12 protein-coding genes are annotated in these 16,136 nt (G+C 50.6%); 6 read left to right on the top strand and 6 right to left on the bottom strand.

The window, feature by feature from the left end; translation table 11 throughout:
* Window positions 1–147 precede the first annotated feature (147 nt).
* The gene (locus tag GC101_RS11340; protein ID WP_171717335.1) at window positions 148–1,725 is read left to right on the top strand and encodes an alpha-L-rhamnosidase-related protein; all 1,578 of its coding nucleotides are present in this window, start codon (window positions 148–150) and stop codon (window positions 1,723–1,725) included.
* A gap of 54 nt (window positions 1,726–1,779) precedes the next feature.
* On the opposite strand, the gene GC101_RS11335 is transcribed toward GC101_RS11340, so the two are convergent.
* The 3 genes from GC101_RS11335 to GC101_RS11325 are packed head-to-tail and all read right to left on the bottom strand — an operon-like array spanning window position 1,780 to window position 6,147.
* Window positions 1,780–2,772 (bottom strand): AraC family transcriptional regulator, encoded by a 993-nt coding sequence (locus GC101_RS11335; protein WP_171717334.1) that lies wholly within the window; start codon window positions 2,770–2,772, stop codon window positions 1,780–1,782.
* Window positions 2,753–4,333, bottom strand: a complete 1,581-nt coding sequence (locus tag GC101_RS11330; protein WP_171717333.1) for a response regulator — start codon at window positions 4,331–4,333, stop codon at window positions 2,753–2,755. Before GC101_RS11330 ends, GC101_RS11335 begins: the two co-directional genes overlap by 20 nt.
* A 20-nt stretch (window positions 4,334–4,353) precedes the next feature.
* Complete coding sequence (locus GC101_RS11325; RefSeq protein WP_171717332.1) at window positions 4,354–6,147, bottom strand: cache domain-containing sensor histidine kinase; 1,794 nt, start codon at window positions 6,145–6,147, stop codon at window positions 4,354–4,356.
* A 150-nt stretch (window positions 6,148–6,297) separates the two neighbouring features.
* On the opposite strand from GC101_RS11325, the gene GC101_RS11320 reads away from it, so the two are divergent.
* From GC101_RS11320 to GC101_RS11300, 5 genes are all read left to right on the top strand, one after another.
* Window positions 6,298–7,680, top strand: a complete 1,383-nt coding sequence (locus GC101_RS11320; protein ID WP_171717331.1) for an ABC transporter substrate-binding protein — start codon at window positions 6,298–6,300, stop codon at window positions 7,678–7,680.
* Window positions 7,681–7,761: 81 nt separating this feature from the next.
* A complete protein-coding gene (locus GC101_RS11315; protein WP_171717330.1) occupies window positions 7,762–8,643 on the top strand; it encodes a carbohydrate ABC transporter permease in 882 nt (293 codons plus the stop codon).
* Window positions 8,640–9,542, top strand: coding sequence for a carbohydrate ABC transporter permease (locus GC101_RS11310; protein ID WP_246354289.1), 903 nt, complete (start codon window positions 8,640–8,642; stop codon window positions 9,540–9,542). Before GC101_RS11315 ends, GC101_RS11310 begins: the two co-directional genes overlap by 4 nt.
* A 200-nt stretch (window positions 9,543–9,742) precedes the next feature.
* Window positions 9,743–10,702, top strand: coding sequence for an AraC family transcriptional regulator (locus tag GC101_RS11305; RefSeq protein ID WP_171717329.1), 960 nt, complete (start codon window positions 9,743–9,745; stop codon window positions 10,700–10,702).
* Between the two features lie 206 nt (window positions 10,703–10,908).
* Entirely contained in the window at window positions 10,909–11,964 is a 1,056-nt protein-coding gene (locus GC101_RS11300) for an aldo/keto reductase (protein ID WP_171717328.1), read from the top strand.
* A gap of 138 nt (window positions 11,965–12,102) precedes the next feature.
* Here GC101_RS11300 and GC101_RS11295 read toward each other — a convergent pair whose 3' ends face one another.
* From GC101_RS11295 to GC101_RS11285, 3 genes are all read right to left on the bottom strand, one after another.
* Complete coding sequence (locus GC101_RS11295) at window positions 12,103–13,236, bottom strand: glycoside hydrolase family 88 protein (RefSeq protein ID WP_171717327.1); 1,134 nt, start codon at window positions 13,234–13,236, stop codon at window positions 12,103–12,105.
* Window positions 13,220–14,971, bottom strand: coding sequence for a DUF2264 domain-containing protein (locus GC101_RS11290; protein WP_171717326.1), 1,752 nt, complete (start codon window positions 14,969–14,971; stop codon window positions 13,220–13,222). The genes GC101_RS11295 and GC101_RS11290 overlap by 17 nt, the downstream gene beginning before the upstream one ends.
* Window positions 14,972–15,099: 128 nt before the next feature.
* Entirely contained in the window at window positions 15,100–16,125 is a 1,026-nt protein-coding gene (locus GC101_RS11285) for a glycoside hydrolase family 88/105 protein (RefSeq protein WP_171717325.1), read from the bottom strand.
* Window positions 16,126–16,136: the final 11 nt, after the last annotated feature.

Below are 16,136 nucleotides of genomic sequence, written 5' to 3'. Positions count from 1 at the left end.
AGCAATGGATTTTCCCAATAGTGTTCCCTAATAGAGAAGCAAACTGTAATAAGAGCAAGATCTGCTGTATTCACTGCATATTCAAACGGGCTGGAATGCGTTTTACTAGAGGAGGAAACAAGCTTACCCCAGGGAGGAACTACAAGTATGACACAAGCTATGCAGCGTCAAGAAGCCGTATCCATTCGCAAAAATGAGGCGTTTGCCGCAGTTGCCGCGCAGCTGGAGCCCCGGCTTATTCAGCGGGAATGTACGCCGAAGCAGGTCGTCCGGATGATAAGGAATGAACAGCAGATCCATGGCTGGCAGGCAGAAGCGGTGCAACACGCACAAGACCTGCCCGGCATATCATTCGGCAAAGGTGAAGAGGTGATTGTGGATTTCGGCGAGCATCTGGTCGGAGCTCTGGCCATCCGGATCGTTCCCGTCGGCAGCCCGCCGGATGCCCCGCTGCATCTGCAGATTACACTTGGTGAAATGCCGGTGGAGATGGCGGAACCCTTCTCAGAATACAACGGATGGCTTAGCAGCTCCTGGCTGCAGGAGGAGCGGATTCATCTGGATGTACTCCCCGCTGCCCTGAAGCTGGAACGGAGATACAGCTTCAGGTATCTCAAGCTAAAGGTTCTGGATACCTCGCCCAAGTACAAGGTATCCTTTGCCGACATCAGCTGCACAGCTGTAACCTCGGCCGACCGCTCTGCGTTATCCGCCACGCTCACCTCTGCGGACGCGGAGCTGCAGGCGATCGATGAAGTCAGCGTAAAGACGCTGGAGGAGTGTATGCAGGAGGTGTTCGAGGACGGGCCCAAGCGGGACCGCAGACTATGGCTTGGTGACCTTCGGCTGCAGGCGCTCGCCAATTATGAGACATTCTCAGGCAACGGTCTTGTGAAACGCTGTCTGTATCTGTTCGCGGCTTATCCGGATGAACGGGGCAGGATCACAGCCAATTTGTTCATGAAGCCGCAGGTCATAGCTGACGATACGTATCTCTATGATTATTCGCTCTTTTTTGTCTCTGTGCTTCACGATTATTTCCTGGCTACGGGTGACCGAAATACGCTGGAGGAGCTGTGGCCGTCTGCTTACCGGCAGATCGAGCTGGGGCTGGAGCGGCTCGACGAACGCGGAATCGTTGCTGATGATGAGAGCTGGTGGTCCTTTATTGACTGGCACCCTAACCTGAACAAGCAGGCCCCTTCCCAAGCTATCTTAATCTATAATTTGAAGCGTGCGCTGCATCTGGCAGCTTTGCTCGGAGATGAGCGTAAGGCTACGCTGGAGCGGACAATCGGAGAGCTTACACAAGCGGCGGCGGAGCATCTATGGGACGCCCAATCCGGCTGCTTCATCAGCGGCAGGGACAGACAGGTCTCCTATGCGTCACAGATCTGGATGGTGCTGGCTGAAGTTCCGGAACCGGAGCAGGCGAAGGCGCTCATGCTGAGGCTGCTGGAGGACAAGTCTGCGATTCCGATGTCCACACCTTATATGGTTCATCACTTCATTGAGGCACTGATTCAGGTAGGCGAGAGGGAGACAGCCATCCGGGAGATCAAGAAGTACTGGGGGCAGATGATTAAGGACGGAGCGGATACGTTCTGGGAGCTGTATGATCCAAACGACAAGAGCTTTTCACCTTACGGCAGTCATCTGATTAACAGCTATTGCCATGCCTGGAGCTGTACTCCGGCTTATCTGATCCGTAAATATCAGCTGTAGAAGCAACTGGATAAGGCAGCACGAACAACCTGAGCATCCGCAGCAAGCGGCGTCTCAGGTTGTTTGGTTATGTTTGCGGTAGAGCAGCGGAGTTAGCCCGTAGCGCTCAACGAATTTCTTGTGGAAAAAGCTCAGGCTTTCATAGCCGCATTCGCCGGCAATCTCTCCGATAGAGCGGCCGCTGCTGGTGAGCAGGAGAGCGGCATAAGCCATACGGTGCTCCTGAACCAGCTCCCCGAAGGTTTTGCCGGTGCTTTTCTTCAGCAGATTGCCCAGATAATTCGGATTGAAGTTAAAGTGCGCAGCCAGATCCTTCAGGGAACAATGACGGAAGTGCCGCTCGAGATACTGCAGAATCTCCAGCAGATCGGCCCGCTTAGTCAACGGAAGCCCGCTTAGCGCAGGATATTGGTTCAATACCCGCATGAGCTCCGTGAATACGATGACCATATAGCCGCTGATCATATCCGCCGAGAATTCACAGGGAGCGAAATACTCGCACATAAGACTGGCGAGAATATGGTGAAGGTTCAGGCAGTGCTCCGAGCGGAAGAGGAGATAACGGTCATGGGCGGTGGAAGGAAATTGGGCATTGACCAGGAAATCGGTTAATCTCCCGTCAATGCCGAGGCGTGTCAGAAATGCCGCGCTCAGCGTTTCCTTACGCATCAGAATATTAATCAGAATGTCATCCTCTTCAAGAATGGATATCGAATGGGGCATATCCGTATCGAGCAGGCAGATCTGGCCTTGAGTCAGCTCAATGTCAGAGCCGCCGATCCTCTGACGGCAGCGGCCGGAGTACATGTAATTAAGCTCGATAAAAGAATGGGTATGCTCCGGCATCGCCGCAAATCTGTGGTGCTTGCTGATATGATAATCACCCTGGCGGAAGAAGAGGTGTTCCGGCAGACGCGGAACCCGTTCTCCGGGCGGCAGGGTCATTTCTTGGCCGCCGAACTCCTCGATGTTGCGGCGGGTGAGCCGCTGCTTGGCTTCTATGGTATTATGGCGGCGCAGCTCCTGGTCAAGCTCCCGGTGATCCATCCGGTCCGGTCTCCTTTCCGGCTACACACAGCTTCCGGTATTCTTCCGGTGTATGTCCCGTCATTTTCTTGAACAGCCGGAAAAAGTATTTGGCGTTGTCGATTCCTAAAGCTTTGGCGATCTTATAAATCTTATCCTCACTTGTGCGCAGCAGCAGCTTGGCGCGCTCAATACGCTCTTTGTTGACATAATCAATCAGATTCTCACCGGTCTTTTCTTTGAACAGAAAACTCAGATAGCTCGGGCTGATGTAGAACAGACCTGACAGATGCTCAAGTGTGACGGGTGAAGCTATGTTTTTGCAGATATATACCTTCACATTGTCGATGACATTTGGCGAAGAGTACACCGATTGCTCCTTGAGCAAGTCCGCAGTGGAGGTGAGCACCGTAAGGAAGTACAGCCGTATCTCCTCAGCATCGAACGAGATGCTAAGCACGGCTTCCAGGCTCGAAGACGGATGCTGTCCGTTCTGGGCCGGGAAGTAAGCAGCGATCAGCGTTTTGACCTCTGCGATGATCTGCCGGCAATTCTCTTTGAGCTGATGAATAGTTGCCGCAGGCTGACCGCGGTAATAGTCAAAATATTCGTGCACCCCTTCAGTGACCTTGCCTGTGTTGCCCGATTCAATGAAAAAGATCAGGTCCCGGCTGCCTTCCCATATCACGGGCGCAGTCTGGTAGCTGCCGGGATGGTAGAGGAAATACTGGCCCTGGTCTGCGATGGCACGGCAGTTCAGGGCAGACATGGATTCCTCGCGTGCCTGCTGCAGCCCGGACACAGTGCTCTTTACACTGCTGATGCCAATGCAGGCCTGGGGTCCTGTACCGGCAATCAGCTTCCGGGCTTCGGAGGCGGCCAGCTCCAGGATCTCGGTCTCTGGAAGTGAACTGTCATAGAGCTGGAGAGAGAAGGCCACCTTCCTGCTCTGCGGGTGCAGAAGAAACAGGCAGGTCCCCTTCAAAGCAGGCTCCTGGGCAGCTAATTCTTCCGGTGTATAGAGAGTTAACAGGACCATTCTGCCGGCAGACATGAGATTCCGCATGGGGGCAGAGCGGAACACGGGCGGGTGCTCCACGGGATAGAATCCAGAAATATATTGCAGCAGGGCATGCATATCTCCAAGCAGACTGAGCTGCTCAGCTTCTCTGGTGATGCTCAGCGTCTCCGCCTTGGAGGACTGCTCACTTTCGATTGCGGTTACCGCTTTGGAGATGGCATCAAGGATCTCTTCTTTACTGAACGGCTTCAGCAGATAGTGGACTACGCGCGCCGAAATAGCCTCCTGCATATATTCGAAATCAGAGTAGCCGCTGATTACAATAATCTTTTTGTCGGGATATTGGCTTTGCAGCTGCCGGAGCAGGGATTTGCCGTCCATTACCGGCATCCGCATGTCGGTGAAGATCAGATGCGGGTCCTGTGTGCGGACGAGCTCAAGAGCATCCTCGCCGTTGTCTGCTTCACCGCAGAAGCTGAGCTCAGCAGTTACGCTGCGGATCTTCTTCAGCAGGCCCTGGCGAATCAAAGGCTCGTCGTCGACAATGATGAATTTGTACATGGTCCAGCCTACTTTCAGTGTTATTTGGAGGGGAGAGTCAAGGTTATGGCCGTACCCGCCGCAGGTTCGCTGGTAATCGCCAGTCCGAAGTCAGAGCCGTAATAGAGCGCAATGCGGGAGTGCACATTCTTAATGCCGATGCTCTGTCTGCTGCGATGCCCCAGTCCCATGAACTCAGGCTGCAGCTCGAGCAGCTCCTGAATCTCATTCAGCCGTTCGGCGGGAATGCCGATCCCGTCATCGCGGATTTCAAAGATAATCCGCCCGCTATCCGGCTCCAGGTAGCCTCTGAGCAGAAGCAATCCGCTGCCCTTCTTGTTCTCCAATCCGTGGTAGACGGCATTTTCCACCAAAGGCTGAAGAATCAGCTTGAGAATTCTGGCATCCAGCACAGCCGGCTCCATTTCTTTGACATAACGGATTTTGCTGCCATAGCGGATCTGCTGGATGGTCATATAGTTATCGACATGCTGCAGCTCTTCCCGGGCAAGCACCAGCTCACTGTCGGTCTTGATGCTATAACGGAACATGTCCCCCAGGGATTTGGTCATCACGGCAATGCTGTCTACCTCCTCAATTTCGGCAATACTGTTGATAGATTCAAGCGTGTTGTACAGGAAATGTGAATTAATCTGGGCTTCAAGCGCTTTCATCTGCGAGTCCATGGTCAGGATTTTATTCTGGTAGCTTTCCCTGACAAAGGTATCGATGTCCTTCATCATCTTGTTGTATTCCGTATACAGGAAGCCGATTTCGTCCACCCGTTGAGGCTCAATATCGGTCGTGATGAACTTCTGTGATTTGTTTTTGCGCATGATCCGGGCCAGCCGGGTAATCGGTTTGGTAATCCAGTTGGAGAGCAGAACAGAGAGCAGAATGAAAATAACGGCGCAGGTCAGAGAAATGTAAACGATCAGCTTCCGGGATATTCCGTATTTCTCATACAGCCCGCTTAGTGAGATATTGGCGATGACACTCCAGTGATAGACCGGAAGCTTTTGAATCACAGTTAACATGTCCCCGTCGTAAAATTCCAGCTCATCGCCCGCCATGGCCTCCGTTCTGCGGATTAAGGCGCTTGGCAGCCGGGTGTCGGTGTTCTTGCCGGTACTGTCATAGATAATGTTGCCGTCGTCATTCGCCAGGACAAAGTAGCTCATATTGGGTACGGCATCCTGGTTCAGGCCCTTGAAAATATCCAGGCTGCAGTCCAGCATGAATACGCCGAGGAACTCTTGGGTCTTCATATCGTAAAGCGCCCGGGAGAAGACCAGGGAAGGTTCAGAGTTAATGATATATGGTTTTACTCCGGGTTCTCCGATATAAAGCTGGCCTTTGCTGGCTATGGTCTGCTGATACCAGTCATCCTGGAACGGGACATAGCCGACCTGAAGCTCGGCGGTGCTGCCGTAGCTGATGTTTTTGCCGTCAGGGGCAAAAAGATAAATTCCGTTAACATAATCATAGCTGAGCAGCAAATTCTCGAAGATCAGCTTCAGCTTGTTCTGTATAATGAAAATGTCGTAGGAGTCGCTGGTAAGTGCCAGCTTCTTCAGTTCATCACTTACTGTACTGTATGCGGTTGCACTCGAAGACTGCTGCTGGATGGTCAGCGAGATGCGTTCAATATTTCCGAATATGTCCTCAATGCCCTGAACCGTATTATGAACGGTGTTGGAGGCAACAAGTGAGGTCTGCTGGTTGACCAGATCGGTATAGCTCTGATAGGAGCTATACGTGACAATGACTATCGGAATGACGGAGACAAGGACCAGCGCCAGAAAAAGCTTCGTTTTGATACTGACAAATTTCATACTTGTTTCCTCCGATGTAGAAGACCGTAAAATAGTGCACCTTAAATGCAAAAGTAATTATACCGCTTTCACGATTAAGATATCAATACAGCCACCGGGATGAAGGGCGGCCGGGAAATCGAAGGTATAGAAGAATAGGGAGGTTATTTAATGAAAACGCGATCAAAGAAACGGACGGGCACGCTGCTGCTGGCGTTGATGCTTACACTGCTTGCCGGCTGCGGATCAGGAAGCAACGGGAATCAGCCGGCCAATAATGGGAACGCTTCAACCAAGCCGGAAGCTGAGGCTTCGGCTGCGGCAACCGCAGATACCTCCAGCAGCACCAAGAAGGTGACGCTCACAATGATGGTATCCGGCACGAAAGCACCGGACGGACAGGATTTCGCACTCGATATCATGCCTAAGCTCGTCAAGGAGAAGTTCCCTAACGTGACACTGGAAACTTCGAAGCTTCCGGATGAACAGTACTTCACTTCTATCCGTACCAAGCTTGCTTCAGGTCAAGGGCCGGATATTTACTGGGTTTTCCCGAGAAATGCATCCCTTGGAGTGCTGGATATGGCCAAAGCTGGTTATGCGGCCGATCTGTCCGATCTGGCCTTCTGGGATAACATCAGCCAGGGCGCGAAGGAGGATATGTCTTACGAGGGCAAGCCTTACGGAATCGCAGGCGGCCTGGATTACCTGGGGGTCTACTATAATCAGGACTTGTTCAAGCAGGCAGGCATTACGGAAATGCCGCAAGACTGGCCTTCATTCCTTGAAGCCTGCCAGAAGCTGAAGGACGCGGGTATTACTCCAATCTCACTGGCGGATAAAGATCCGTGGTTCCTGCAGTTCGGAATGTATCAGATTGCCGCCAATGTCGTTTACCCGGATGAAATGGATTTTGACACCAAGCTCCAGGCAGGCGAGAAATCACTGTCAGATCCGAAATGGGCAGCGACAATCTCCAAGATGAAGGAATTGTACGACAAAGGCTATGTGGTCAAAAATTCACTCGGACTTGGAAGTGCCCAAGCGGCCCAGCTGTTTATTGACGGCAAATCGGCGATGATTTTTGACGGAACCTGGGATTATGCTACATTAACGGCCAAAGGTGCAGCTGACTTTACCCGTGGATTCTTCTCCCTGCCGGCGAATGAAGCAGGACAGCCGACTTACGTGTCCGCTGCAACTGCTGCCGGATTCGCATTGAATGCCAAGTCGGAGAATCTGGATGTCGCCAAAGAAGTGATGAATTATCTGTTTGACGGCCAGTCTGACCTGTTCAAAGCCTGGACCGGAGCGAACAGCTCGATCAGTGTATATAAAGGTGTGGCCCTGAACCATGAACTCTTCAAGGAAGTCAACGATTCCTACCTGAATAACGGAAAATCCGTGTACTTCCCCAATCAGATGTGGCCGACAGGTGTAGCTGAAGAAATGGAAGCTAAATTTGCTGAAATTATCGGCGGACGCAAGACCACTCCGGAGCAGGTTACAGAGGCTATGGATGCGAAGTTCAAGGAATTGTGGAAGAACAAATAAGGTATAACTGATCATTGTTCCGCCAGCCTGTCATCTATCAGCGGGAGGCGGAACAATTATGGACAGGAGGATAAGACAGAGATGAAATCTACTGTAATGAAAAAAACGATGTATTTCTTCGCAGTCCCGGCGCTGCTCTTTTATTTGACCTTTTGGATCTTTCCGATTACCAAGCTGTTTCAATATAGTGTGACGGACTATAACGGGTTTGCTCAGACCTTCAATTATATCGGCTTCGATAATTACAGGGCTTTGTTTAACGGAGGGACGCTCGGTAATTCGATCAGCAACACACTGGTTTATACCGTAGTCAGTGTAGTGGCGGGCAACCTGATTGGACTTGCGCTGGCGCTGCTGCTGAACATGAAGATCCGGGGGAAGGGCTTCTACCGCTCGATCTCGTACATTCCAACGTTGTTCAGTGCAATTGTGGTCGGCTTCATCTGGAGCTATGTCTATATGCCGGACAGTGGGATGATTGCCACATTTCTGGATAAGCTGGGCATTCCGAATGACAACTTAAACTTCCTGGGCAGCTATTCATCTGCGCTATACTCGATCATTTTCGTGGAAATCTGGAAGAATGTCGGCACAACGATGATTATCTTCCTTGCAGGGCTGCAAACGGTTCCGAATGATCTGCTGGAAGCTGGCCGGATTGACGGCTGCGGCGGCTGGAAGCTGCTGCGTTATGTGAAGCTTCCGCTGCTTGCCACCTCGATTACGATTAACACGACGCTGAGTCTGATCAACGGGCTGAAGGCCTTCGACTTCCCGTTCATTATGACCAATGGCGGTCCTGGAACTTCGACTAACACCCTGATTTATTCAATTTATAAAATGGCCTTCACGGAGCAGATGTTCGGCAAGGCTTCGGCGCTGGGGATTATTTCGTTTATCCTGATTATCGCTGTTACTGCCGTCTCGGTACTGCTGATGAATAGAAAAGAGGTATCAGCATGAACAGCGGAACCACAGCAGGTAAAATGCTGCAGCCTGAGCCTGCCTTAAAGACGCGTAAACCGTTCAATGCCGGAGCATTGCTCAAAAAGACACTTCTTCAGCTGCTGGTCATCGTGATCATGGCCCTCAATCTGATTCCGCTGGTGATTGTGTTATCCACCTCACTGCGGTCTCCGGATAACAATACGAATCCGCTGAATTTGTTCAATGAGCTTTCCTTTGCCAGTTACCGGACAGCTTTTGAGCGGATGCATTTTGGGACTGCTCTCCTGAACAGTGTGGTGCTGACGGCCATTTCCGTACTGCTGGTAGTGGTCTTCGCAGCCATGGCATCCTATCCGATGGCGCGGATCAAAAGCAGATGGAGCCAGTTCCTGTACCTCTTTTTCCTGGCCGGTCTGGTTGTCCCGGGGCAGATGGTGCTGATCCCCATTGTGCAAATGATCAACAGCCTGGGGATTCCCAGCACGCAGTACACGCCGATTCTAATGTTTGTAACCTGCAGTCTGCCATTCTCCACTTTCCTGTATACCGGCTTTATCCGCAGCGGTGTTCCGGAAGAAGTAGAGGAAGCAGCCCATATTGACGGTGCGGGACTCTTCCGCCGGTTCTGGACGGTCGTATTCCCGCTGCTGATTCCGGTTACGGTATCGGTGATCATCACGCAGGGCATCTGGATCTGGAATGATTATTTCTTCAATATGACGTTTATCTCCAAGTCGTCGCAGTCTCCGCTGCCGCTGGCTATGCTCGGCTTCATGGGCGATCAGCAGAATCCGACCCAGTGGAACGTGCTGTTTGCAGCCTGTATGCTGTGCGCACTTCCGCTCCTAATTGCCTTCTCTTTTCTGCAGAAGTATTTCGTAGGGGGACTTACGGTGGGATCAGTTAAGGGTTAATGTGGGAAAACAGACATAAATAAAGACCAAAGCAGAAGTTACGTATATATGCGTAGCTTCTTTTTCAATATTTGGAATTCTGTGAGTCCTGCAGGAAGATGCGGCAATTCCTCTTTTGATCTCTGCTAATATCAAATTTAGTGATATAATGATGAGAATAGTTAAAACTTGAAGAAAAAGGATTGCTATAGGTGGATATTATGTTTGACCAAGTTAATCATTTACATAAACAGCTTGCAGGGCTCGTTGATCGTCATACCGATAGGGATGGTCCTCAGTCTACTGGGATTCCGTCCCTTAGCTTTTCCCGTTATACTGCCCCTCATTATTTCACAGGAACAGATGCACCCTACAGAATTAACAAACCTTCCATTTATTTTGTTGCTCAAGGATTAAAGGATGTAATATTTGGTGAAGAGCGATTCAGATATGGGCCGCCGAATTACCTTGTAGCTTCTATGGATTTACCGATAATTGCCGAGGTGCTTGAGGCATCGGCTGAGGTCCCGAACCTGTCATGTAGAATTGAATTTACTCATAGTCAAATTTTGGAGTTATTAAACGATGATGAGCTCAAAGTGAACTTCAGGGGAAAATCAAAACGTGGTATGAATGTTGCCAAATTAGATTTATCAATGTTGGATGCTGTTGTGAGACTAGTTTCTCTACTGGATAAGCCGGCCGATATCCCTGTACTTGCCCCGCTTTTTACAAAAGAGATTTTATACAAGGTATTGCAAGGAGAGCATGGCGACACACTAAGACAAATTGTATCTGATGAGAGTCCCACTATTCATATCCAAAATGCAATCCAACATATCGTGGATCATTTTCAGGATTCTTTTCAAGTTGAAGATCTGGCGGATATTGCCAAGATGAGTGTTCCGTCATTTTATAGACATTTTAAAGAAACAACTGCAATGAGCCCGATTCAATTTCAAAAGCAACTAAGGCTCCAGGAAGCCCGGCGTCAGTTAATATTCGAGGCAGTAGACGTTGCAAAGGTTGCGTTTCGGGTTGGTTATGAAAGTCTGACACAATTCACTCGTGAATACTCACGAATGTTTGGATTTCCGCCCAGAAAAGATATGAAACGGCTTAAAGGTTATGATGGACAACGAGTGGACGCTGCAGAAGTTTCAGAAATACCTAATCCATAATTAAAGAGTGTAATTGGCAAGTTAAGCCTATTACACTCTTTTTTATTATGAAGATAACATCATTATCCTAATGATAGGATTAGGCAAATTATTGATTGGATCGTGGTAACTGTTGGCTGAGCATCCGAAGTAGAATAAGTATAGTTTCAATGAATGGTTTTAACTATAATCATTGAATCAAATTTACCACTTTTCAGGAGGTATCTATGCAATATATTAAACTTGAAAACTCCGGCCTTGAAGTCTCACCAATCTGTATCGGCTGCATGGGTTTTGGAGAACCATCACTAGGCCACCCAACTTGGGCGCTCGGCGAGGAAGGGAGCCGTCCCATAGTCAAACATGCGATCGAGGCTGGAATTAACTTCTTTGACACCGCTAATCTGTATTCGCAGGGGACAAGCGAGGAAAATACCGGGAAGTTGCTCAAGGAATTCGCGAATCGCGATAGCATCGTCATCGCCACTAAACTTGGCGCTCCCACGCGTCCAGGCCCTAACGCATTCGGTCTCTCTCGCAAGGCGATCATGACCGAAGTTGACAACAGTCTGAGACGTCTTGGAACTGATTACATCGATCTTTACCAGATTCATCGCGCTGACCCGTTTACTCCGTGGGAAGAGACTCTTGAAGCACTCCATGATATCGTAAAGATGGGAAAAGTGCGTTATTTGGGCGCCTCCACAATGAGGGCATGGCAGTTTGCTAAGGCTCTTCACATTCAGAAAATGAACGGCTGGACACGCTTTATCACCATGCAACACAACTACAATCTGATTGCCCGTGAGGAAGAAAATGAAATGATTCCTCTTTGTGCCGACGAGGGTGTTCAGACCATCATTTACAGCCCGCTTTTCCGCGGCCGTCTGGCTCGTGCGTGGGGTGAAACCACGGCTCGCTCCGAGTCTGAAGCTGGTGCCGATAAGTATTTTGAGGCAACTGCGGCAGCCGACCAAAAGATCATTGAGGCGATTGGAAAAGTTGCAGAGGAACGTGGGGTAAGCCGTGCACAAATCTCACTTGCTTGGCTGTATCGCAATCCAGTTGTTGCCGCGCCTGTCGTTGGAGCGCTCAGAACCAGCCATATCGACGATGCGATTGCAGCCCTTTCGATTAAGCTGACCAACGAAGAAGCTGAGCAGTTGGAGGCTTCATACACTCCTCGTGTCGACGTGAACGTAAAAAACTCTGATCCGAAGGCTATAGCCCAAATGGCAGCATTAGTTGGGATCAAAATCGCCGTCCCGGCTACTTCCAAATAATTTGTATGAAAGGAGCCGCCCCTCAATCTACACAAGGCGCGGCTCCTACTAGCATTGTAGGTGAAGAATCAGAGGATTGCATCACAATGAGTGATAATTCGAATTAAATGATTCAATAGGATAAGTGTTCCCCTCTGATTACCAGATCAAAAAGTCTCGGTTGAGCAGCCGAAGGATCGCTTCCAGGAAAAAGTAGTCGCCGTAAATGATGGGTACTTCCCGGTCCGACTCCCGGTGATACTTTGCGGAGCCGTGGGAGACGATGGAATCCAAATCAGGGTTCCACTCGCAGAATTTCTCGTCGATCTTTCTCAAGAGACGGACCGCTGACTTGATATACAAGCCTTTCTCATATTCGCCTACGAATTCCGACAGCTCCAGCAGTCCGCAAGCGGCGCATACTGCGGCAGTCGTATCATAATAAACAGGCTCCTCCGGCGAACGGAAATCGATAACCACCTCGTAATCATTCACAGCCGTATTCGCGATGAAATAATGCGCTGACCGTTTGGCGGCATCCAGATATTCCTGCTTTTGGGTATACCGGTAAGAGAGAGCCATGCCATAAATGGCCCAGGACTGGCCGCGGGTCCAGGAAGAGCCGCTTTCATACCCTTGGCCTCCCGGATTATCCAGATACTCGCCGGTTTCCGTATCAAATTTCACTAAGTGGTTGCAGGAGCCATCCGGCCGCAATACATACTGCAGCGCCATATCCGCGTGCTTCATGGCAATCTGCTTCAGGCCGGTGTCCTTTCGTTGGTCAGCCGCCCAATACAGCAGCGGCAGATTCATCAGACAATCCACAATGGCGATGCCCTCATGCCCTTCATTCCAGGCACGGATATATTCTCCGGCGGGCTGGAACCGCCCGGCCAGAATGCCTGCTGCATGAAGCCCCCGGATCCGGGATTGCTCATTTCTGGTAAGGCGGTAATCGGCCACTGCCGTATGCAGCCACAGAAATCCCAGGTCATGGTCCAGGCCCATATAGTCAGTGAACCCCTGATCCAGCCTTGCTTCAATTTGTTCTGCCGTTTCTTTATACACATCGTCCTTGGTGGCATGATACATCTGCCACAGGATGCCGCCCCAGAATCCGTTTGTCCACCAGACAAGATTACGCTCTGCCATGTCTTCGTAGGCTCCATTGGCTGAAATATAGGGCATGATCGGTCCGATGCGCTGACACTCTGCTTTTAATTTTATAGCGAGCTTATCCCAAACCCGGGCCGCCCACTGGTGATCTGCTTCACTAACTGCATACCTCATAACCGTTTCCACTTCCTGTCCGTATTTTGACATCTGAAAATTCTGTTTCAATCCTGGTTTCAACACGGGTTCTTCCCTTGGGAATCCGGTATTCGATGGCAGGAATGAGCGTTGTGGGGAAAATCAGATTGGTATTGGGCGCGCTGTTGATAACCACCGCTTTGCCGCTTTCGGAGGCCGCAATGCTTTTGCCGTTAGAATCTGTAACCACAGCCAGCGTTCCGTCCGCATGGCTGCGGGTCTCTCCGGGCATGTCCGGATAAGCAAAGCCGCAGTCGTAAGCAGTACATTCCAGCTGGCTTGTAATGATGTGGCGCCGGATATGCCCCTGATCGGTGGGGATCAGCCAGGTCTCCACTTCAATGCCTTCGACCGGACTCCATTTGGAATAAACCTCTGTTGCAGTGACGGAATATTCCAGGCAGCCTCTTCTTACGTAAATCATATTGTGTACGGAAAAAGCCAACATACTGTCGGCTCCCGCCTCATGTAAATGGCTGTACGATCTGGGACAGCTGAAGCCAAACCTGGTGGAATATGCGAATTTCGCATATTTCTCCGCTGCATGGGTAATCTGCAAAACCGGATATTGCCCGGCCGTAAGCGCCGTAACATCATATCCTCTGCGGCTGATGAGCATATTACACTCGGGGATAACCAACCGTTCTTCAAGCTTGGGCAAGGGCTCGCTCTTCACCTTCCAGAACTCGTGTTCAGCGGGGAGGGCGAGGAGGGCGAAGGCTTTGAAGGCCCAATAGGGGGAGCCGGAGGCATTATACCCCTCTGACATATTAAGATTCGGATACGCATAACCGATGGATAACACGCCGCCATTGTCATAAATAGGCTGCCGGAGCCACTGCTCCATATGCCGCCCGATGACCCCCTTGAGTACTCCAAGGGGGAGGATATCCAGCTCCAGCATGGCGCTCATACTCCAGAAAGCCCCCTGTGCAAAGCGGTAGGTCATAGATCTTCCGAAGGGCAGGGCTTTGCCTTCATCATCAAACCAGTAGATAAAGGTTCCGGCAAATTCTTTGGCTCTTGCTTTAAATAGCACCGATCTTACCGGATCTTCCTCTCCCATAAACTTGGCGTACAGGAGGCAATAGAAATGAATGGCAAAGGAAATATAGTAATCCTTCTGCGGACGCAATCCATCCGAATACCAGCCATTCCCCAGATAGAAGGACTCATATTTAGCCATGGCCTCTTCCATACGCTCATTGCTATAGGATTTTCCCACATGCTTCAGGGCAAGGTTGGTAATGACATTGAAATACTGCCAATTGTTTTCCGCCAAGGAATATTGGTTAATCTGACCCAGCCAAGCTGCCAGAGTAGTGCGGCTATGCTCCGCCAGAGGCTCCCATAATTTCTCCGGAATCATCAGCAGGCCATAGGCGATAGCGGCCATCTCCACCATCCGCTGGTCTTTATCGTGCAGGTCTCCCCAATATTCGGGTGAATCCGGATCAGTTCCGCTGGCAAGCCCCTCCAGATAAACCGGAAGCAAGCTAACATCTTCACCACCGCCAGCCCAATAAGGGACCAGCCCCCATAACAGCCGGGAGAAGCCTTCCATACCGGCGACCCTGTTCCCGTAACCGGCTGTTTCAGCACCAAGCTGAAGTCTTGCCTTTCCCGGGCTGAAACGCCCCTTTAAGGGCTCTATCATGGACAGGAGCAGGCCTTCATAAAATTCCCTGTTGCCATAATCCGTTACTGCTTCCATAGCTGTTGTCCACCTTTCTTAGCATCGTTACTCCACTGCGGCATAAGCCCAATCCATAGATAGAGAGTGGCAGCAACAGCCGCCACTCCGGGATCAAGCACTCTGGTTATACATTAATAACAAATAATCTATATTTCCCGGGGGTTCAGCAGGGAAGCAAGGAACACCAGAGTTAATCCTTGTCCCCAGCCCTGGACCCGCTGGCGCGGCACTCCCATGTAACCTGCTGCATTCTGCATCACTGCTGTACCGGCAGATACGTTCTGCACCGATCCGTCAGGAGAGATGCTGGATAGAATGCCGGCAGTCGCCCGGTTGATAGCCTTGTTGTAGAGCTTGCCCTTGGAGAGCAGAGCGGCGGCAATACCAGCCGAAGCGGAGATTTCAGAATAAGACTCGGATTCGGTAAGTACCGTCTTCCATAATCCATCCTCTCCTTGCAGCCGCACTAAGGCGCTAAGCTGGTCTCTGAGTGAACCGTCAATGATCATGAATGAAGGATGGGTAACTTGAATCATCCGTAAGGCGCGGGCCATCGTGATAGCGGCCCAGGCATTGCCTCTTCCCCAGAATATACCGGACATATTAGTCTGTGAGACATGGTCCCAGCCATGGTAGTACAGATTGGTTACGGGGTTCTGAAGGAAACGCTCATGCCCATGATACTGCAGTATTCCATCCTCCAGATAATCCTCCCGCTCCAGCAGATGCCCGATCCTCACGAGGAAATATCCGGCCATAAATAGTGTATCTACCCAAGCCTGCTGGGGGAAGTTGTAAGCTTCTGAATTCACGGTATGCTGGAAGACTCCATCTGCAAACCGCACGGCATCATGCTTCAGGAATTCAGCCATCTGCACAGCATGATCCTTGTATACGTTATCCCCGGTAGCCTGGTACAAAGAAAGCAGGACGTGTCCAATGGACACTGCATTCACGGTAAGCCGGGGTAAGCCGTCTTCCAGCTGCTCATCTACCCATTCCTTCAACAGGTGCATATATTCTTCACGGCCAGTTGCCTCATAGGCTTCTGCGACTCCATAGAAGGCCACGCCTCCCGGCCAGTCCCAGTCGAAATCCATTTGAAAGGTCCGCTGTACCACACTATCGATGGCTTCGCGGATCTCTTGCTCGTCATATTGTAAAACAGTCATTGCGTACGATC

The sequence above is a fragment of the Paenibacillus phytohabitans genome (genome assembly GCF_013141775.1).
In the GTDB taxonomy this organism is placed as follows: domain Bacteria; phylum Bacillota; class Bacilli; order Paenibacillales; family Paenibacillaceae; genus Paenibacillus_AQ; species Paenibacillus_AQ phytohabitans.
This window is presented reverse-complemented; position numbering and strand designations above follow the sequence as displayed.

Bases quoted from the DNA above. Each gene is read 5' to 3' on its own strand.
- GC101_RS11340 (WP_171717335.1), top strand. From the start codon at position 148: ATGACACAAGCTATGCAGCGTCAAGAAGCCGTATCCATTCGCAAAAAT.
- GC101_RS11335 (WP_171717334.1), bottom strand. From the start codon at position 2,772: ATGGATCACCGGGAGCTTGACCAGGAGCTGCGCCGCCATAATACCATA.
- GC101_RS11330 (WP_171717333.1), bottom strand. From the start codon at position 4,333: ATGTACAAATTCATCATTGTCGACGACGAGCCTTTGATTCGCCAGGGC.
- GC101_RS11325 (WP_171717332.1), bottom strand. From the start codon at position 6,147: ATGAAATTTGTCAGTATCAAAACGAAGCTTTTTCTGGCGCTGGTCCTT.
- GC101_RS11320 (WP_171717331.1), top strand. From the start codon at position 6,298: ATGAAAACGCGATCAAAGAAACGGACGGGCACGCTGCTGCTGGCGTTG.
- GC101_RS11315 (WP_171717330.1), top strand. From the start codon at position 7,762: ATGAAATCTACTGTAATGAAAAAAACGATGTATTTCTTCGCAGTCCCG.
- GC101_RS11310 (WP_246354289.1), top strand. From the start codon at position 8,640: ATGAACAGCGGAACCACAGCAGGTAAAATGCTGCAGCCTGAGCCTGCC.
- GC101_RS11305 (WP_171717329.1), top strand. From the start codon at position 9,743: ATGTTTGACCAAGTTAATCATTTACATAAACAGCTTGCAGGGCTCGTT.
- GC101_RS11300 (WP_171717328.1), top strand. From the start codon at position 10,909: ATGCAATATATTAAACTTGAAAACTCCGGCCTTGAAGTCTCACCAATC.
- GC101_RS11295 (WP_171717327.1), bottom strand. From the start codon at position 13,236: ATGAGGTATGCAGTTAGTGAAGCAGATCACCAGTGGGCGGCCCGGGTT.
- GC101_RS11290 (WP_171717326.1), bottom strand. From the start codon at position 14,971: ATGGAAGCAGTAACGGATTATGGCAACAGGGAATTTTATGAAGGCCTG.
- GC101_RS11285 (WP_171717325.1), bottom strand. From the start codon at position 16,125: ATGACTGTTTTACAATATGACGAGCAAGAGATCCGCGAAGCCATCGAT.